The organism is Rhodococcus sp. MS13, from assembly GCF_013277835.1.
Classification (GTDB): Bacteria; Actinomycetota; Actinomycetes; order Mycobacteriales; family Mycobacteriaceae; genus Rhodococcus_F; species Rhodococcus_F erythropolis.
This window is the reverse complement of sequence record NZ_VBTL01000004.1, coordinates 866,408-884,940: the sequence shown is the minus strand read 5'-3', so window position 1 is coordinate 884,940 and position 18,533 is coordinate 866,408. Positions and strand designations below refer to the sequence as shown.

19 protein-coding genes are annotated in these 18,533 nt (G+C 63.0%); 10 read left to right on the top strand and 9 right to left on the bottom strand.

What is annotated here, in order from left to right; genetic code table 11:
• The first annotated feature begins 55 nt into the window (after positions 1-55).
• Positions 56-1,588 (top strand): PucR family transcriptional regulator, encoded by a 1,533-nt coding sequence (locus FEZ59_RS12730; protein ID WP_223258042.1) that lies wholly within the window; start codon positions 56-58, stop codon positions 1,586-1,588.
• Here FEZ59_RS12730 and FEZ59_RS12725 read toward each other — a convergent pair.
• The 3 genes from FEZ59_RS12725 to FEZ59_RS12715 form a co-directional block, all read right to left on the bottom strand.
• Complete coding sequence (locus tag FEZ59_RS12725; protein ID WP_020909489.1) at positions 1,564-3,000, bottom strand: aldehyde dehydrogenase family protein; 1,437 nt, start codon at positions 2,998-3,000, stop codon at positions 1,564-1,566. The two genes, FEZ59_RS12730 and FEZ59_RS12725, sit on opposite strands and share 25 nt — an antisense overlap.
• Complete coding sequence (gene gabT / locus FEZ59_RS12720; protein WP_172932707.1) at positions 2,997-4,370, bottom strand: 4-aminobutyrate--2-oxoglutarate transaminase; 1,374 nt, start codon at positions 4,368-4,370, stop codon at positions 2,997-2,999. The genes FEZ59_RS12725 and gabT overlap by 4 nt, the downstream gene beginning before the upstream one ends.
• A gap of 102 nt (positions 4,371-4,472) precedes the next feature.
• Positions 4,473-5,282 carry an alpha/beta hydrolase gene (locus tag FEZ59_RS12715; protein WP_041815359.1) on the bottom strand — a complete coding sequence of 270 codons (810 nt, stop codon included), beginning with the start codon at positions 5,280-5,282 and terminating at the stop codon, positions 4,473-4,475.
• A 75-nt stretch (positions 5,283-5,357) separates the two neighbouring features.
• Between FEZ59_RS12715 and FEZ59_RS12710 the strand changes: the two genes are divergently transcribed.
• Positions 5,358-6,119: a DUF2127 domain-containing protein gene (locus FEZ59_RS12710; RefSeq protein ID WP_172932706.1), complete on the top strand. Its 762-nt coding sequence runs from the start codon at positions 5,358-5,360 to the stop codon at positions 6,117-6,119.
• On the opposite strand, the gene FEZ59_RS12705 is transcribed toward FEZ59_RS12710, so the two are convergent.
• Together FEZ59_RS12705 and FEZ59_RS12700 are read right to left on the bottom strand one after the other, a co-directional pair.
• A complete protein-coding gene (locus tag FEZ59_RS12705; RefSeq protein WP_029256509.1) occupies positions 6,103-7,242 on the bottom strand; it encodes a cation:proton antiporter in 1,140 nt (379 codons plus the stop codon). The genes FEZ59_RS12710 and FEZ59_RS12705 overlap by 17 nt on opposite strands.
• 7 nt (positions 7,243-7,249) lie before the next feature.
• Complete coding sequence (locus FEZ59_RS12700) at positions 7,250-7,612, bottom strand: hypothetical protein (RefSeq protein WP_029537164.1); 363 nt, start codon at positions 7,610-7,612, stop codon at positions 7,250-7,252.
• A 272-nt stretch (positions 7,613-7,884) separates the two neighbouring features.
• Between FEZ59_RS12700 and FEZ59_RS12695 the strand changes: the two genes are divergently transcribed.
• On the top strand, positions 7,885-8,331 hold the full coding sequence (locus FEZ59_RS12695) for a cupredoxin domain-containing protein (protein ID WP_029256507.1): 447 nt from the start codon (positions 7,885-7,887) through the stop codon (positions 8,329-8,331).
• Between the two features lie 97 nt (positions 8,332-8,428).
• Positions 8,429-10,204 (top strand): CocE/NonD family hydrolase, encoded by a 1,776-nt coding sequence (locus FEZ59_RS12690; RefSeq protein WP_346343228.1) that lies wholly within the window; start codon positions 8,429-8,431, stop codon positions 10,202-10,204.
• A gap of 18 nt (positions 10,205-10,222) precedes the next feature.
• Here the strand turns inward: FEZ59_RS12690 and paaI are convergent, their stop codons facing one another.
• The 4 genes from paaI to FEZ59_RS12670 all read right to left on the bottom strand — a co-directional run bounded on the left by paaI (position 10,223) and on the right by FEZ59_RS12670 (position 13,718).
• Positions 10,223-10,591, bottom strand: a complete 369-nt coding sequence (gene paaI / locus FEZ59_RS12685) for a hydroxyphenylacetyl-CoA thioesterase PaaI (protein ID WP_046380079.1) — start codon at positions 10,589-10,591, stop codon at positions 10,223-10,225.
• Positions 10,592-10,657: 66 nt separating this feature from the next.
• Positions 10,658-10,969 carry an EthD family reductase gene (locus FEZ59_RS12680; RefSeq protein ID WP_003943191.1) on the bottom strand — a complete coding sequence of 104 codons (312 nt, stop codon included), beginning with the start codon at positions 10,967-10,969 and terminating at the stop codon, positions 10,658-10,660.
• A gap of 6 nt (positions 10,970-10,975) precedes the next feature.
• Positions 10,976-13,018, bottom strand: a complete 2,043-nt coding sequence (gene paaZ, locus FEZ59_RS12675) for a phenylacetic acid degradation bifunctional protein PaaZ (RefSeq protein WP_172932704.1) — start codon at positions 13,016-13,018, stop codon at positions 10,976-10,978.
• 88 nt (positions 13,019-13,106) lie between these two features.
• Positions 13,107-13,718 carry a TetR/AcrR family transcriptional regulator gene (locus FEZ59_RS12670; protein WP_019745762.1) on the bottom strand — a complete coding sequence of 204 codons (612 nt, stop codon included), beginning with the start codon at positions 13,716-13,718 and terminating at the stop codon, positions 13,107-13,109.
• Positions 13,719-13,825: 107 nt separating this feature from the next.
• On the opposite strand from FEZ59_RS12670, the gene FEZ59_RS12665 reads away from it, so the two are divergent.
• The 6 genes from FEZ59_RS12665 to paaC all read left to right on the top strand — a co-directional run bounded on the left by FEZ59_RS12665 (position 13,826) and on the right by paaC (position 18,527).
• Positions 13,826-14,554 carry an enoyl-CoA hydratase/isomerase family protein gene (locus tag FEZ59_RS12665; protein ID WP_031330720.1) on the top strand — a complete coding sequence of 243 codons (729 nt, stop codon included), beginning with the start codon at positions 13,826-13,828 and terminating at the stop codon, positions 14,552-14,554.
• Entirely contained in the window at positions 14,551-15,408 is an 858-nt protein-coding gene (locus FEZ59_RS12660; protein ID WP_019745760.1) for a 3-hydroxyacyl-CoA dehydrogenase family protein, read from the top strand. The genes FEZ59_RS12665 and FEZ59_RS12660 overlap by 4 nt, the downstream gene beginning before the upstream one ends.
• Positions 15,409-15,435: 27 nt before the next feature.
• A complete protein-coding gene (locus tag FEZ59_RS12655; protein WP_172932703.1) occupies positions 15,436-16,221 on the top strand; it encodes an enoyl-CoA hydratase-related protein in 786 nt (261 codons plus the stop codon).
• A 92-nt stretch (positions 16,222-16,313) separates the two neighbouring features.
• Entirely contained in the window at positions 16,314-17,282 is a 969-nt protein-coding gene (gene paaA, locus FEZ59_RS12650) for a 1,2-phenylacetyl-CoA epoxidase subunit PaaA (protein WP_019745758.1), read from the top strand.
• Positions 17,279-17,581, top strand: a complete 303-nt coding sequence (gene paaB / locus FEZ59_RS12645; protein WP_019745757.1) for a 1,2-phenylacetyl-CoA epoxidase subunit PaaB — start codon at positions 17,279-17,281, stop codon at positions 17,579-17,581. The genes paaA and paaB overlap by 4 nt, the downstream gene beginning before the upstream one ends.
• A gap of 28 nt (positions 17,582-17,609) precedes the next feature.
• Positions 17,610-18,527 carry a 1,2-phenylacetyl-CoA epoxidase subunit PaaC gene (gene paaC, locus FEZ59_RS12640; RefSeq protein ID WP_007730623.1) on the top strand — a complete coding sequence of 306 codons (918 nt, stop codon included), beginning with the start codon at positions 17,610-17,612 and terminating at the stop codon, positions 18,525-18,527.
• The last annotated feature ends 6 nt before the right edge of the window (positions 18,528-18,533 follow it).

The following is an 18,533-nucleotide window of genomic DNA, read 5'->3' as shown; positions in this document are numbered from 1 at the left end:
TGGAACTGAAGACTGTCAGTTCTGTCCACTGCCTTCGGAGGTTCCGGTAATGCCGATGACTGTCCGGCGCTTGGCGGCTACCAACTCTCTCGGTCTCTCGGTTGTTGCAGGTCATGGCCACGTCGATCTGCCGATCAGTTGGGCGCACGCAATCGAGTTGCAGGATCCGAGTCGATGGCTCGCCGGTGGAGAGCTTGTCATGACGACGGGGCTGCACCTTTCGCGATCGGCGACAAAGCAGTACGAGTACGTCGAGCGCATTGCGCGGACCGGCGCCGTGGCACTGGCATTCGACACCGGCACCGTGCACGAGAAGGTGCCGAACGCGATCATCAGGGCCGGCGACGAACTGGGTTTTGCCGTGCTTTCCGTCGCCAAGGAGACGCCGTTCATCGCCATCTCGCGGGCCGTGATCGACGAGCTGACCGCCGACCAGATACGAACGGTGCAGGCGGTGGTCGATGCCCAGGAGAAGTTGGCGCGTGCCCTGCTCGACGGAGTGCCGGCCCTGATCGCTGCACTGGGTCGAGCGGTTCACGCAGCAGTGTGCGTTCTCGATCGGGACGGAGCGGTGCTCGCTCTGACGGAAAGTGCGAGTTCGTCTCTGCCCGAACGCATCAGGGAGCGATCAGGCAAGGAGCGCAGCCGGGTCGTGGTGGACGACGACGGCCATCTGGCCATTCACAAGCTTGCCGTGAGCGGCACGCTGGCGGTGGCGTCCGATGCTGCCTTGGATCAGTCCGAACGACTGCTGGTCGGCCACGCGGTGTCGCTGTTGACCATCGAGCTCGCCAAGCCGTTGCGGGTTGTCGATGCCGAACAACGGCTGAGGTTGGCGGTCGCGACGATGGTGCGCCAGGCTGGCGGCGAAGTAGACGAAAGTCTGTTGCGGTACTTCGGATTCGAATCCGGATCCCCGGTGGTTGCAACTGCCTTGACCGATGTCGGGCCTTTGCTGGCGGCAACCGATATCACTTCAGCGGCCCTCGAAGAAGTGGCGGTGCCGTACCTGTTGGCTCCACTGAATGACGGCACCGGCGTGTGGTTCGTCGTGAAAAGTGAAGTTGCGGAGAAGGTCGCGCGCAGTGTGTATGCGAGAGTGCGGGAGAATTCACGCCGGAGTATCAACGGCGGAATCGGTAGCGTCCGGCCGATGAGCGGTGTAGCAGCGAGTCTGCGCGAGGCCGTCTCTGCTGCCAAAGTGGGGCAGGTCGATGGACACACGCTCGTTCCGTTCTCGGAACTCGGGACTTTCAGTCTCTTGTTGAGTGTGCAGTCGAACGATGTTCTGCAGTCGATCGCGGCCGGCGGCCTCGGTGTGCTGGAAGGCTACGATGCCGAGAACGGTTCCCGTCTGGTGGACTCGATCGAAGCGTTCCTGCACCACAATGGACAATGGGAGTCCGCTGCAACGCAGTTGGGTGTTCACCGGCACACGCTGCGTAACCGCATGGACAAGGCCGCCGAGTTGATCGGCCGAGATCTCGATTCCGCCCACACACGGTCCGAGTTGTGGATCGCACTCAAAGCTCGTGAACTGCTGCAGGCGGAATCGAATTCAGATCACGCTCGGCCGCCCCTGAGATAGACGGTGGTGGTGTGAGTGAAGAACTCCCGCGCCGCGTCGCCTTGTTCCTTGGGCCCGTATCCACTCTTCTTCGCACCGCCGAAAGGTACGTGAGGATCAGCGCCTGCCGATTCCGAGTTGACGTGCAGGATCCCCACGTCCAGGTCATCGATACCGGCAAGTGCGCTGGTCAGGTCCTGAGTGAACAGCGCTGCGGACAAACCGAATTCGCCCTCGTTCGCCAAGCGGAATGCGTCTGCAGTTGTTGCTGCCCGCTGCACCGCAAGCACCGGGCCGAAAAGTTCCTCGAACCATAGTTCGGTGCTCGCCGACAGTTCCAGCACCGTCGGCCGGACGTAGTGGCCCGATTCCGGCGCTTCGGCGCTGGCCACAACTCTGGCGCCGCCGCCGACGGCTCGATCGATTCCCTCGATGATCGTTTGCTGTGCGTATGCGCTGACCACAGGACCTGTAGTGACGTCGGGATCGAGTGGATCTCCGACTCTCAATTCTTCGACCTCGACGGTCAGCCTCGCCAAGAATTCCTCGGCGATGGATTCGTGGAGCACCAGACGCGAAGTGGCCGTGCATTTCTGGCCGGTTGACCGGAATGCTCCCAACATGACCTGCTCGACTGCAAGCTCGAGATCTGCGTCGGCAAGTACGATGGCTGCGTTCTTTCCACCCATTTCCGCCTGGGCCGGAACTCCGCGCGCTGCAGCAGATCCCGCGATTCTTCGGCCGACGCCGGTGGAACCGGTAAAGGTGACGGCGTCGAGGTCCGGGTGGTCGACCAGCGCTTCACCTGCCGCGCTGTCGGCAAGGATCATGTTCAGGACGCCATCGGGTAGGCCCGCTTCGGTCAATGCCTGCGCGAGACGGAAGGCCAGAAGGGGCACCGCGGCAGCCGGTTTCCAGACAACAGTGTTTCCGTATACCAAGGCGGGCGCAATCTTCCACGCCGGGATCGCGATCGGGAAGTTGAACGGCGTGACGACGCCTACCACGCCGAGAGGTTTGCGAGTGACAAGAATTTGCTCGCCGCTACGTGGGGAGGAATACAACGTCCCGGACTCGCGGTCTGCGGCGTTGCCGTAGTAACGCAGAATCTGCGCAGCCCGGCGCACTTCTCCGATACCCTCGGCCAGCGTTTTCCCCTCTTCGCGGGTGAGTTCTTCGCCCCAGGCATCGGCGTTGGTTTCGATGATTTCCGCTGCGCGAGTGAGGTATGCGCCGCGTGCGGACATCGGTAGGCGCGCCCAGTCGTTCGCGGCGATGCGGGCGACGCGAACACCGGTCGCCATTTCAGATGCGCCGGCGCGGCCTCCGGTGGCGACAACTTCGTCGGGGCGAGCCGGGTTGGTGTCCGTCAGTGTGCCTTCGCTACCCGTGACCCAAGCTCCGCCGATCAAGCTGTGAACAACGACGCTCATCGGACTGCTGTCACAGCGTCGCGAAGGATGCCGAGTCCTTCGGCCAGCAATTCGTCGGAGATGCTCAGCGGCGGGAGGAATCGAACGACGTTTCCGTAGGTTCCGGCAGCGAGGAGAAGTAGGCCGTGCGCGTGGGCGTAGCTGACGATCTGGGCGACGGCCTCGCGATTGGGAGCCTTGTCTTCGCCGTGGATCAGCTCGATTGCAATCATGGCGCCGCGTCCACGAATGTCGCCGATTATATTTGTGTCCGAAGCGATTTCGGACAGCCCTGTGGTCAGGATTTCGCCGATGTCCTTTGCTCGGTCGAGGAGGCCTTCCACCTCGATCGTCTCGAAAACTGCCAGGGCGGCCTCGCAGGCCACGGGATTGCCGCTGTACGTACCGCCGATACCACCGGGATGCGCGGCGTCCATGACGTCGGCACGGCCGGTCACGGCGGCGAGTGGCATTCCGCCGGCGAGACCTTTTGCAGTTGTGATGATGTCGGGGACGAAGTCCTCACTCTCGCTGGCGAACCAGGCTCCAGTTCGTGCGATACCGGTCTGGACCTCGTCCGCGACGACGAGAATGCCGCGCTCACGGCAGAATTCGGCGATGCGCTTCAGGAATCCCGGAGCGGGAACGATGAAACCTCCCTCACCCTGAATCGGTTCCACGACCACAGCGGCTACCGATGCGGCACCGATCTGAGTGTCGATCGCAAGACGGAATTGGGCGAATGCTTCGTCGGCAGCGTTTTCGGGGCCGCTCGGCCAACGGTAGGGGTAGGCCATCGGAACCCGGTAGACCTCTGGTGCGAACGGGCCGAATGTGGCCTTGTACGGCTGGTTCTTGGCCGTCATCGTCATGGTCATCAGCGTGCGACCGTGGAATGCGTGGTCGAAGACGACAACTGCCGGGCGACCGGTGGCGGCACGTGCGTATTTCACGGCGTTCTCGAGCGCCTCGCTGCCGGTGTTGAACAGCGCTGTTCGCTTCTCGTGATCTCCCGGGGTCAGGCGGTTGAGCGCTTCGCAGACCTCGACGTACCCCTCGTAGGGGTTTGCGAGGAAACACGTATGGGTGAACTGACCGAGCTGGCGTGTGGTGCGTTCGACCACGCGCGGCGCACTGTTTCCGACGGTGGTCACGGCGATGCCGCTGCCGAAGTCGATGAACGAGTTGCCGTCGACGTCGACGACAACTCCTCCGCCCGCTGCAGCTACGTAAATGCTGGATCCGCTGGTCAGTCCGGCCGGCAGTGCGGCGCTCCGGCGCTTCGCCAAAGTGCGCGAGTTGGGGCCAGGCACTTCGGTGACGAGGCGTCGTATCTGGGGAAGGGTCGGTCCACCGGTGCACGTTTCCGTGCCGTGCTCGAGAATGGTCATCGCAGTGCCTCCAGTTGTTTTCCGAACTGTAGGACGGCGATTAACAGACCGGACATGGCCGGATTGTCGAGTGGCTTCTACTTCATAGGACGCCGCGTCCAGCTAGTTATTCGCGAAACTGCCGAGGAACCGCTGCAACAGTGGGTTGTAGATCTCGGGTGCTTCCCAGAACGCTGCGTGCCCGACACCGGGAATCACGTGGTAGGTGCCCTCCCAGAGATTCGCGAAGGTCAACGACGCGACATACGAGGTGTTCACGAACGGGTCCTCGGCGCCGTCGATCACCGCGAGAGGCACAGACGCCGTTGCAACCAGGGACTTCTGATCCGATTCGCGGCCCGCGCCGAATGCGTCGAACATGATCTTGCGAGCGCGCCCGTCCGTGCGTATCGCGGCGTCGAGGGCTGACTGCTCGAAGGGAACGGCGGTCATCCGTGCGTAGAGTTCGGCTTCCTGCGCGGTGATGACCTCGGTGCCGCCGATGGACAATCCGTCGCCGGCATTGAATGCGTCGCCGAGCGTCTCGGGATTTGCCGGTGGCGTACCGGTGATGACGACTCCGGTGAGCCCGGGGAATTTCGCGATCAACTCGAGGGCGATGTGTCCGCCGAGCGACCACCCGACGACAACCGCTCGTTCGACGCCGAGTTCGGCTAGAACATCGACGATGGCGTCGGCGTAACCGTTCTGCGTGTACGCGGCTTCGGGTTCGCTCGCGTCCTCGGAGTCGCCGTGGCCGAGCAGGTCCAGAGTGATCATGCGGTAGTCGCCCGCCCAGCCGGCGTCGACCTGATGACGGAAGATGGAGCGGCTGGCTGAGTTTCCGTGGATGAAGACAACCGGGAAACCATCGGTGGCACTGTCGTCGACTGCCATGACGCCATGCCGGGTTTCGATCTTGGTGGTTGTCATCGGAATCCTCATCGTTCGAAGTGCACGGTCAGCGGGTATCCACGCTACCGGGCATATGCGGCATAGAGTTCACCCGTGGACTTCGCATTGCGCTCGTGCAGTTGGCACGGTCACGAGACCTACGCTCCGGACGAACCTGAGCTGCGGGATCGACTTCATGTGGAGACAGCGGTAGGACAGGCTTGGCGGTGTCTACGTTGCGGCAACTTCGTCCCGGGAGCACCGCGAGCGTCCGGGCCGGCGGACGCCGCTCCCGAGGTTCCGCGGGGACGGCTGCTTCGCGACCGGTTGATCATGCGACTTCTTGCCACCGAGAGAATGTTCCGCGCTCTGGGGTTGGTTCTTCTGGCGATCGGGGTGTTCAAACTCAGATCGTCGAAGGGGCGCGTCGAGGACGCCTTCGAGAACGAATTGCCGTTGATCAGACCATTGGCCCGCCAGCTGGGTTGGAACATCGACGATTCCAAACTGGTCCATCACATCGAGCAGGCGTTTTCGTTGTCGGCGACGACGCTCACCTGGATCGCGGTCGGTCTGTTGGTCTACGCCGGCCTGCAAGTGATCGAGGCCGTCGGGCTGTGGATGGTCAAACGCTGGGGCGAGTACTTCGCAGTGGTGGCGACCAGCTTGTTCCTGCCCCTCGAAATCTACGAATTGACCGAGAAGATCACGTGGTTGAGGGCCGGGCTGCTGCTGGTGAACGTCGCCGCCGTCGTGTGGCTGATCTGGAGCAAGCGGCTATTCGGTGTCCGCGGCGGTGGCGCGGCGTATCACGCCGAACATTCGGAGGAGAGCCTGATGACGGTGGAGCGGGCCGCGGTCAAACAGGCTTCGTGAGACCGGCTTTCGACGCGGCAGCACCAGCCAGTGTTGCTGCCCCGATCGTGATCATGGCGGCGAGGAGGATGGCTGCGGGTTCACCGTCGCCCATCACCCCCAATTGAGTGCCCACCGTCACTGCGGCAACCGGTACTCCCAGTTGTGCGGCGGACAGCACGCTGAGCGGGAGCGGAAGACCGAGGACGCGTATCGCGGCGTGAACCACGAGAGTTGCTCCGCCCAAGACCAATCCGAGCCAGATGGCGGACGGATGAGTGACGAGGTCGCGCAGATTGATCGCCGCTCCCAACCAGACGAAGAAGAGGGGCGCGAAGAAGCCGTCGGTGATCGCGAAGAGTTGTTTGGCGAGGCGGCGGGGTTCACCGATTGCGGCCAGGACCAGTCCGAAGGCGAAGCCCGCGAGCATGATCGACACGTGAGTGCTGGAGGCCAGCGCTGCCAGAGAAAAGAGGATCACCAGATTGATCCGGAGTTCGAGTGCAAACTTTCGTTTCTCCGAGAATTTGTGGAGCTTTCGCCAATGGCCGGACCGGTGGAAGGCTCGCAGTACGAAGAACAAGGCAACCGCACACGCCGCCACCGCCAATGCGCCGACACCGGCACGAGGGGCATTGTCCGGATCGATCACCAGAGGCAGCGCGACAATGCAGACGGTGTCCGCGATCGCGACCTGGGCAGTCATCTGCAGAACCGAGGTTCCACCGAGCCCCAGCGAATCGACGATGGGGAGAATCAACGCCGCGGACGACGACGCGATCAGGACCGCGTACAGCGCGGCGTGACCGGTGCCGAATGCCGTCGCCGCACCGTAGCCGGCAACCACCGACAGGAGTCCGACGACAACCGAGCGAACGGCACCCTTGCCGATTGCCGCACGAACTGCCGGATCGCGGACCGGGACGTGTGAGCCGGCCACCATCATCGTGAGCGCGAACCCGATATCGGCCAGGAACGTGAAAGTCTGGTCCGAAGAGTCGAGCAGCCCGAAACCGGTGACACCGAAGACGACGCCCGCGGCAAGTTCGCCGACCACCACGGGGACATGCCAACTGACGCGAGCGCCGAGTAGCGGACCGAGGATGCCGGCCAGCGCGACGAGGGCAAGGATGCCGAAGGTCATCGACGACCTACGACGTCACTGTCGAGGGAGCGATCTTTGCAGGGATGCCGGTGTTCTCGTCCACGTGGTAGCTCGCACAGACACGGTGGTAGCCGTCGGCGATCTGCGCCGGTACTCCGGCGCGGAAGTCTCCCTGCACCAGCAGGATCGGAGACAGCGCGATCCCCTTGCGGATCTTCAACAGGTCGGCAGCAACGTGCGGGTTGTCGACCGGGAGCAGGGGTAGCCCGGCGGCCCGCAGGATGTCCTTGGCCTTCTTCGAGACCAGCGTCGCCGTTTTGAGGGCGTACACGAGAGCTTGGACCTGAACCGGTGTCGCGCCCAACTGGAGGTAATCGCGGGCCGCCGGGTAGTCGTGCTCGTCCGGCAGGTCCTTCCAGAGAACGGCAGGAGCCTTCTCGGCTACCTTCGGCTCTGCTGTCTTGGGAGCCTTCGGCTGGGCTGTCTTGGGAGCCTTCGGCTGGGCTGCCTTCGACGTTTTGCTCTTGGCCATCTGTGCTGTTTCCTTCAGTGTCGGTCCGCGAGTGGAGCTGGTGCAGAAATCGTGCACTATCAGCGCCGCAGGCACCACATCGGAGCTGTTTGGCCCCCTAGGCGGCGGGTAATCAGCAGACTGCGGGGGAACGAGCAGGAGGCGAAGCAATGAAGCGGATTCTCGCAGTGCTCGCAGCGCTGATCCTGGCGGTGTTCGCACTGACCGCGTGCAGTGACAACAACGATTCGTCGGACAACGATTCGGCCGATCACGACGGCATGGCGATGACCAGTATGCCGATGACCAGCATGCCGACCAGTATGTCGATGCCGAGCATGCCTCTGGGTATGTCGACGCCGGGAGCGTCGTCGATGGGAATCGTGATCAGCGGCTTCGAGTATTCGACGCCGGAGTCGGTGATGCCTGGACAGGTACTGACCATTCAGAACAACGACACCGTCGAGCACTCGGTCACGTCCGATACCGCAGGGTTGTTCAACGAGGACATCGAAGCGGGTGAGACCGAAACCATCACGGTGCCGAACGAGCCTGGAACATACACGTTCCACTGCACCTACCATCCGAGTATGCGCGGCACCTTGACGGTCAAGTAGAGGTCGTCTCCGTCCGGCGTAGCTTTTGCTCCGGAAACTTCGGCGGCGCGCACCCGATCAGACTGGTGGAGAACAGATCCGGGTGTACGGTTTTCAGGTGCGCCGGAGAATTGCGATCAGTGTCGTCACGCTCGTGGTTTGTGCCCTCGGCTTTTCGCCGCCGGCGCTCGCGGATCCACCGAACGGCTCGTATTCGTCACAGCTGCTGTACTTCTCGGTCGATGTCGGGCCTGAACTCTCGACGCCCTGCACCGTCGTCGGTGAACTTTTTGTTCCCGACGGCGTCGATGCGGACAACCCAGCGCCCGCGATCCTGACCACCAACGGGTTCGGTGGTTCGTACAAGGACCAGATTCCCGCTCTGCAGAACTTCGCCGAGAACGGGTATGTCGGACTGACGTATTCGGGATTGGGTTTCGGCGGCTCGAGTTGCAAGATCACACTTGATTCTCCCGCGTACGACGGCGTCGCCGCCTCCCAGTTGGTCAGCTTCCTCGGCGGCCAAGAAGGGATTGCCTTCACGGATCAGGCTCTGACGCAGCCCTATCCGGCGCTCACCGCGGTGGTACAGGACTCCGTCGATCACACCGGTGCACCGTCGACGAACGACCCGCGGGTCGGAATGACGGGTGGCTCCTACGGCGGCGGCATTCAATTCGCCGCCGCGAGTGTCGATCCCCGTATCGACACGATCATCCCCATGATCACCTGGAACGATCTCTCGTATTCTCTGGCGCCCAACAGCACGGGAATCATCTCCGGTGTGTCGACAGCGGAGCCGGGAGCTGCGAAGGTGCTCTTTGCATCGCTGCTCTTCGGCGCGGGCATCGCGAATCCCGGTGTGGACGGCTACATCGCGGATCCCGCACGGCTACCCGGCTGCCCGAACTACGTCCCTTACATGTGCAACGCGATCGCCGAGGCGGTCGTGACCGGCGACATCGGACCGCAGGTAGTGAGTGAGCTCCGAGCGTCGTCGGTCTCGTCGTTCGTCGACCGGATCAACATTCCGGTACTGCTTGCTCAGGGACAACAGGACACCCTGTTCGATCTGAACGAGGCAACCGCGACTTACGACGCGCTGAAGGATCGTGGCGTCGATGCCAAGATGATCTGGCATTCGTGGGGGCACAGCCACTTGGCCGCTGCGCCCGGCGAATTCAGCTTTTCCGCTCCCGACGAAGACGCGCAATACGAAACCGGTCGCTTCATGGACTGGTTCGATCACTACCTCAAGGACGAGAACACGGAGACGGGACCGGAATTCGCGTATTTCCGTAACTGGATCGACTACGAGGGAAACGCGGCGCCGGCATACGCGACGTCCGACACCGTCGATGTCGGGACCGCCCGCGCCTTCCATCTGTCCGCTGACGGGGGACTGCTGCCGGACGGCACGCCGGTGATACCTGGTCCGAAGACGATCGTCACGGCACCGGGTGGGCTGCCGACGGGCATAGAGCCGCTCAATATCAATCCGGCCGGAGACATTCCGAATGCACAGATTCCGGGAACCGAGGCGCTCTGGACCACTGCGCCGATGACCGAGGCGATGGACGTGGTGGGAGCTCCCACTCTGACGCTGCGTGTTGCGGCGCCCGGACAGCCGGTGGTGTTCGCGAAACTCTACGACGTGGCCCCGGACGGAACTTCCTCGCTGATCAACGGACTGATTGCGCCCATACGCATCAGTGATCCGTCCCAGCCGGTCCCGGTGACGATGCCGGCGATAGTGCATCGATTCGAGCCAGGGCATTCCGTGCGTCTCGCGATCACCGGTGGCGACATCAGTTTCCGTGGGGGACTGCAAGGTATGCCGGTGACGATCTTTGCCGACGGTTCCGGCCCCCTCGAACTTCCCGTCGTGAGCTGAAACACCGTGGGCTGAATTTCAGCGGGTGATGGTTCGACTGTCGCCGCGGAACTCGGCCACGACGGTGTCGCCGTTGCGAACGGTCACGTCGTAGATCCCACTTCGACCGCCTCGTGCCTTCTCGGTGGCGACCGCGGTCAAGGTGTCGCCCAGACGGGTCGGACGTAGAAATCGGATGTCCGCGCGCGCTGCAACGGCTGAATCCTCGTAGCCGTTGCAGGCGAGCGCAAACGCGGTGTCCGCGAGCAGGAAAACATAACCACCGTGTGTGATTCCGTGACCGTTCACCATGGTTTCGCCCACGGTGACGGTCACGGTTGCGCTACCGGGCGCCAGCTCGGAAATCTCGATACCGAGTGCCTGCGACGCCTGGTCCGCGTCGAACATCTCTCTGGCGGTGATGCTTCCTGTACTCACGAGACAACTCCTGTGGGATCGGAGAATTGCAGGGGTCTAGAGGACCGAGACAACTTCCTGGACGTACATGTCGACTGTGCCGGTGGCAAAGTTTGCGACATCTTTTCCAGCGGCGCCCATCTCCGGGGACTTCAGGCCGCTCTGCATCGTCTCGAGATCGGGAAACACCAGGTTGGCGACGGCGTAGAAGACTGGATCGGAGCCGTCAAGCGTCGAGCACTTGCTGAACGTGAAGTCCGAGAGTCCTGGCACTGCGCTGGCGAGCGGGACGTGGATCTCGTTGTAGTACTTGTCGAAAGCCTCCGGATCGGTGGGGCGTCCGTAACATACTGCTACTCGATAGGTCATGTGCTTTCAATTCCCTTCGGGGCGAGTCTTGGCTACCAGAGTCAGGACGTCGTATGTCGCGACCGGATCGTTGTCCTGGTTCGTCACCACGGCATCCCAACGAACCTCACCGTAGTCGGCGCTGCTGCGAGGTGTGATGGTCTTGGCTGTGAGGGTGACCGTCAGGCTGTCTTCGGCTTTCACCGGGGTCAGGAACCTGAGGCTGTCCACGCCGAAGTTCGCGAGAACCGGGCCGGGAGCCGGGTCGACGAACAGACCGGCAGCGAGTGAGACAACCAGATAGCCGTGTGCGACGATGCCGCCGAACAGCGGGTTCGCCGCTGCGGCCACCGGATCGGTGTGTGCGTAGAAGGTGTCACCGGTGAACTCTGCAAAATGATCGATGTCTGCGAGTGTGACCTGGCGCGGACCGCCGACAACGGTGTCGCCGATCTTCAACTCGGCGAGACTCTTTCGGAATGGATGTTCGGATCCGGTCGTGCGCGCTGACCCGCTGAACCAGCGCTCGCCGACCGCGGTGAGCACGTCGGGTGTGCCCTGCACGGCCGTCCGCTGCATGTGGTGTAGAACTCCGCGGATGCCACCCAGCTCCTCACCGCCGCCGGCACGGCCCGGACCGCCGTGTACGAGGACTGGAAGGGGAGAGCCGTGGCCGGTGGATTCCTTGGCGTCGTCGCGGTTCAGGACGAGCACTCTGCCGTGAAAAGCTGCGAGGCCCAGCACCAGTCGACGTGCGATGTCGGTGTCGGCAGTGACCACCGAGGCGACGAGGCTTCCCTCGCCACGGGCCGCGAGTTCGATCGCATGATCGATGCCGTCGTATCCGATGACGGTGCTGACGGGTCCGAAGGCCTCCAGCTCGTGTACCTCGTGCGCATTCTCTTCCGCCCGGAGAAGGACAGGGGAAAGGAAGGCCCCTGACTGGCCGTCGGCACCGACCACGTCGACGTTGTCCGGGTCTCCGAATACGATAGTTGCCGACTTCGTCAGACCGCGAATGGATTTCAAGACTTCATCGCGCTGCTCGATGCTGGCGAGAGCTCCCATCGTGACGCCGTCGGCATCGGGGTGTCCCACGACCACTTTGTTCAGTCGCTCGGATGCGGCATCGACAACGGCGTCGACCAGCGAGACCGGCACCAGGGCGCGCCGGATCGCCGTGCACTTCTGACCCGCCTTGACTGTCATTTCGGTGACGAGTTGTTTGACGTACAAATCGAATTCGGGCGTTCCTGGTACGGCGTCCTCGCCAAGGATCGACGCGTTGAGTGAATCGGCCTCGGCATTGAAATGGACGCCCTTGCCGACGACGTTCGGGTGAGCACGCAGCGTTGCGGCGGTGTCGGCGGATCCGGTGAATGCCACTGAGTCCTGCCCGCCGAGGTGATCGAGGAGGCCCCGTGCACTACCGGAGAGCAGTTGGACGGAACCCTCCGGGAGCAAGCCTGATTCGATGATGCGCCGGAAGACGAGTTCGGTGAGATATGCCGTGGAACTGGCAGGTTTGACGATGGACGGCACACCCGCGATGAATGCCGGTGCCAGCTTCTCCAGGAACCCCCACACCGGGAAATTGAAGGCGTTGATCTGTACGGCGACGCCGCGGCGTGACGTATAGATGTGTTGCCCGAGGAAAGTTCCGCCCTTGCCCAGAGCTTCGACGTTTCCGTCCAGAAAGACTGTGCTGTCGGGCAATTCGCGCCGAGCCTTGCTTGCGTAGCTCAGCAGGGTTCCGAATCCACCGTCGATGTCCACGCCGGAATCTCGCGTCGTCGCGCCGGTGGCAGTGGAGAGTGCGTAGAACTCGGCTTTTCCTGCCATCAACGTGAGGGCGAGAGCCTTGAGCGCGCCGGCACGTTCATGGAAGGTCATCGCAGACAGTGCAGGCCCGCCGACCTCGCGTGCGTACGTAACCATCTCGGCGAGGTCGACGCCGGTTGCGGAGATCCGGGCCACCTCCGATCCGTCCACTGCGCTCGGCAACGGGGTACCTGCGTCCGGTGCGGCGTACCAGCGACCGGCTACATAGCTTTCCAACAGTCTGCTCACGACAACTCCATCTCACCGTACGTTCGGTCGGTAATTACGATCGCCCGGTAACGCCGCGTTGTCAAGGATTCGGCAGAACTGCCTGGAATCAGGCCTTGCGAAGTCCGTCGAAAGTGACGGCGACGACCGCGTCGGCAATGTCGGAGACGGACTCGCCCGCTCGGGGTTTGTACCACTCGATCAGTGAGTTGACGGTGCCGAACATCAGCTTGCTGGCGAGGGCCGGTTCGATGTCCGGGCGCAGGTCTCCCTCCGCTGCGGCGGACGAGACGAGGCCTCCGACAAAGTTGTCGAATTCGCGTCGACGGGCGAGTGCGGCCCGCTCGACCGTCGTGTTGCCGCGGACGCGCAGGAGCAGGGTGACGTACGGAAGCTCTGCGACCAGCACCTCTACGCTGCGCCGGACCAGGTATTCGAGCCGGTCGATGTACGGACCGGTGGTGGCGCCTTCTTCGGTCGTGACCGCAAACAGGGCGTTGAGTGCACGCGAAAGTGCGAGTTCGAGAAGTTCCGACTTGCCGGACACGTGGTGGTAGATCGAGGACTTCGTGATGCCGAGCTTCTTGGCGAGCACCTCCATGCTGGCGCCGTCGTAGCCCTTGTCGTTGAACACCTTTACAGCCACGGCTAAGAGCGAATCGAGGTCGTAGCCGGGACGTCCGGGGAGGCCGGTGCGTCGAGTGGGGCGTGCCGTAGTCATGCCCCCATCTTCTCAGTTCGGGCAAAGCTGTGCACCAACCTCGTTTTCACCCTTGCCAAACGACCGAATGTTCGGTTATTAATGTAAGAGAGCGAGAAGGAGCGAATGTGAACACCCTGCACGTGGACGAGCGCGAGGATCGCGTCGTGGTCACCCTCGACAGGCCCGCGCAACGCAACGCGATCAACGCGGAAATGATCGACGAACTGCATCAGGTTTGTGGACGCCTCGAACGGGATCCGAAGCTGCTCCTGCTTGCCGGGCGCGGAGACCACTTCGCGGGCGGCGCTGACATCGCGGAGCTCCGAGCGCGCGGACGAGAGGAAGCGTTTGCGGGTATCAACCGGACCCTGTTCGACCGTATCGGAAAGCTCCCGCTGCCCACCGTGGCCGCCGTGAGCGGCTATGCGCTCGGCGGCGGGGCAGAGTTGACCTACGCCTGTGACATTCGCGTCGCGACAACGACGGCGGTCTTCGGTAATCCCGAGCCCAATCTCGGCATAATGGCAGCCGCCGGCGCCAGCTATCGGCTGCCGAAGCTCGTCGGAGTCTCGATCGCGAAGCAAGTGCTCCTCGGTGCCAGGAACCTCGACGCCGAGCAGGCGCTACGAGCGGGCCTGGTTGTCGAGGTGACCGAACCGAACTGCCATGTCGATGCAGCGCATCGGCTGCTCGACCGTATTTCCCGACTGTCCCCGCTGGCACTGCGATTGACGAAGATCATTGTCGACGCGCCGGGATCGCATCCGTTTGCCGACGACATCGCCCAAGCTGTCCTGTTCGAGAGTTCGGACAAGCGTGATCGCATGACGGCCTTCCTGGAGAAGAAATCATGACTGAAGCAGTTGCACCGAAGACCGTCGGAGTCATCGGCGGTGGACGTATGGGTGCAGGTATCGCCCAGGTGTTCGCCGGTCTCGGCGGGGCGGTCACCATCGCGGAGAGTGGCGACGCCGAGGCAGCGTTACAGCGTGTTTCCACCGGCCTCGACCGCGCCCACGAGCGAGGGAAACTCGGCGACCAGGATCCCGCGACGGTCCTCGCGCGCGTGAGCGTCGTAGGCGCAGTGAGCTCCTTACCCCCGTCGCTCGACCTGATCGTCGAGGCGGTCCCGGAAATTGCGGCCCTCAAGGTCGAGGTGCTCGCCGCTGCGGAAACCGTTGCCGGAGAACGCACCGTGATCGCCAGCAACACCAGTTCCATGTCGATCGCCGAACTCGGCGCAGCGCTGACGGATCCGAGCCGGTTCATCGGTATGCACTTCTTCAATCCAGTCCCGGCGTCGTTGTTGGTCGAGATCGTCCGGGCACCTCAGACCCGCCCCGAGGTTGTCGACTCGGTACGGGCATGGGTGTCGATGCTCGGCAAGGCCGAGGTGCTCGTCAACGACTCACCTGGTTTTGCAACCAGCCGGCTTGGCGTCGGTCTCGGGCTCGAAGCCATCCGCATGCTCGAAGAAGGTGTGGCGGACGCGGAATCGATCGACCGGGCCATGGAATTGGGGTACCGGCATCCGATGGGGCCGCTTCGTTCGACAGATCTGGTCGGGTTGGATGTGCGCCTGGCGATCGCCGAACACCTCGCGAGCACTCTCGGTGATCGATTTACTCCTCCAGCATTGCTGCGAGAGAAGGTGGCTCGCGGCGAGTTGGGGCGCAAGACGGGACAGGGTTTTCACACATGGAGCTGAACCGAACTGCCTGCGAAAGGAACATCGATGACTGACGTGATCCGCTTGGAGATCGAGCGAGGTTTGGCGACAATCACTCTCGACCGGCCTGAGGCAGCCAATGCCGTCAACGGCGAAATGAAGTCTCAGCTGCTCGAAGCGTTGCTGCAGGTCCGCGCGGACGCAGGCGTTCGAGCGGTGTTGATTCTCGCCGAAGGCAAGAACTTCTGCGTCGGTCAGGATCTGGGCGAGCACGCGGCAGCGTTGAATGCTGATCCGGCGCACGCGATGGATACCGTCGCCGCGCACTACAACCCCATCGTCACGGCGCTGTCGACGCTCTCTGTCCCGGTAGTGGTGGGTATCGGTGGGGCCTGCGTCGGGGCCGGGTTGGGGATCGCGTTGGCCGGAGACATCCGGGTCGTGGGGGCTCGCGCGAGCTTTGCGACGGCATTCACCGGCATCGGTCTGGCCAGTGACTCCGGGCTCAGTCATGCGCTCGTGCACGCGCTCGGACCTAGCCGTGCCAGTGGCCTGATGTTGCTCGGCGACAAGTTCGACGCGCAGAGCGCACTGGAGTGGGGCTTGGTTCATCGCGTGGTGGCCGACGAGGACGTCGCAGCTGAGGCTCGGGTACTCGCGCGTCGGCTTGCCGACGGACCCACCGCGGCCTTCGCCCACGTGAAATCGCTGATCCGTGCCGTTGCTCCTGGGCTTTCCCAGGCGCTGGAGGCCGAGGCGAACGCACAGGTGGAGCTGGGTTCGACGGCAGATCATCAAGGCGCAGTCACGGCTTTCCTGTCGAAGCAGAAGCCGGTTTTCGAGGGCCGCTGATTTCTGGTGCGTCGAAAGATTCTCTTGTGCGCTGGGACACCTCGGTGCATACTAGTTACCAACCGATCATTCGGTAATAAAAGGTAGGTACGATGACCAACGTGGAAGCTCCACAAGACCTGCAGAACCTGTTCGACGAGACGATCGCGGCAGACCAGCGCATCGAGCCTCGCGACTGGATGCCGGACGGCTACCGCAAGACTCTGATTCGTCAGGTTGCCCAGCATGCCCACTCCGAGATCATCGGAATGCAGCCCGAGGGAAACTGGCTCACCCGTGCGCCTTCGTTGCGACGCAAGGCGATCTTGATGGCGAAGGTCCAGGACGAGGCCGGGCACGGTCTGTATCTCTACTCCGCGGCCGAGACGCTCGGTGCCGATCGTGGCGATCTGACCACCAAACTGATCGAGGGAAAGCAGAAGTACTCCTCGATCTTCAACTATCCGACGCTGACCTACGCCGACGTGGGTGTGATCGGCTGGCTGGTCGACGGAGCCGCTATCTGCAATCAGGTTCCGCTGTGCCGCAGCTCCTTCGGGCCGTATGCGCGCGCGATGATCCGTGTGTGCAAGGAGGAATCGTTCCATCAGCGGCAAGGCTTCGAGTTGTTGGCGACGATGATGCGCGGCACGGAAGCTCAACGTGCGATGGTGCAGGAAGCCGTCGACCGATGGTGGTGGCCCGCTCTGATGATGTTCGGGCCGCCGGACGACGAATCGCCGAACACCGAGCAGTCGATGAAGTGGCGCATCAAGCGGCACACGAACGACGAACTGCGGCAGCGATTCGTGGACATGTCGATACCGCAGGCCGAGGTACTCGGTGTGACCTTCCCTGATCCCGACCTGCGCTGGAACCCCGAGCGTGGCGCACACGATTTCGGCGAGCCGGACTGGAGCGAATTCATGGATGTGGTCCGCGGCAACGGAGCGGCGAGCGTCGAGCGGATCACCAATCGGAAAGCCGCACACGACAACGGGGCCTGGGTTCGCGACGCCGCCCACGCCTTTGCACAGCGCGAGAGACTCGCGCACGATCGCACGACTGGGGAAATATCATGAGCGAGAACGATCAGGTGCGGGGCGAATGGCCTTTGTACGAGGTATTTCTGAGGGGAAAGCGCGGACTGAACCACGTGCATGTCGGATCCCTGCGCGCGGCAGACGACCAGATGGCGCTACGCCACGCGCGCGACGTCTACACCAGACGTAACGAAGGCGTGAGTATCTGGGTCGTGCCATCCGCGAAAATCGTGGCTTCGAGTCCGGCAGAAAAGGATCCGTTCTTCGCGCCGAGCGGCGACAAGGTCTACCGGCACCCGACCTTCTACGACATCCCGGACTCCGTTCCCCACATGTGAGAATCACTTCGACTTCGAGGACCAACAGATGAACGATCACGACAGTGCCTACGACGGCCTGGTCGACGGTGACGGCCACGGTCAGTGGGCGTTCGGAACCAGCTTCGACGACCCCCTCGCCGGAGTCGACACCACGGTGCCCGGCGACGTCGATCTCGGTGCGCTGGCGCGCTACTGCCTCATGCTCGGTGACGACGCGCTCGTCAGTTCGCAACGACTCGCCGAATGGTCCACGCGAGCACCGGAACTCGAAGAAGAGGTAGCTCTCGCCAACGTCGGCCTGGACTTGATCGGGCAGGCCAGGCTGCTGCTGGCTCGCGCGGCAGCAGCCGATTCCACTGTGGTTCCGTTCATCTCCGATACGTCACCGGTGCCGGCCGAAGATGCGCTCGCCTTCTTTCGTGATCAGTTCGGTTTCCGCAACGTGAGACTGGTGGAACTCGCCAACGGCGACTTCGCGCACACGGTCGTTCGGCTACTCGTGTTCTCGACCTGGCGGCTGGCGCTGTTCGATCGGCTGCGCATGTCGCGCGATCCGGTTCTCGCAGCTGTGGCGAACAAAGGTGTCAAGGAACTGACCTATCACCGCGACTACGCGGCAAGATGGGTCGTCACCTTGGGCGCCGGCACGGCAGAATCCAAGCGTCGGACGGCCGACGCTTTGCTCGAGATCTTCCCGTTCGTGGACGAACTCTTTGTTCCCACTCAGGACGAACTCGTTTTGGCAGAAGTTGGCGTCGGAGTGGATCCGCGTACTGTTCGGCCGGAGTTCGACGCTGTTCTTGCCCAGGTCCTCCATGCGGCCGAAATGGAAGAGCCGCCTTCACGTTTCTCCGGTTTCGTCGGTGGCCGCGGCGGACGTGCCGGACTGCACACCGGGGCGCTGGGACTTCTTCTTGCCGAAATGCAGAGCGTCGCTCGGGAGCACCCGGAAGGGGTGTGGTGACCGTGG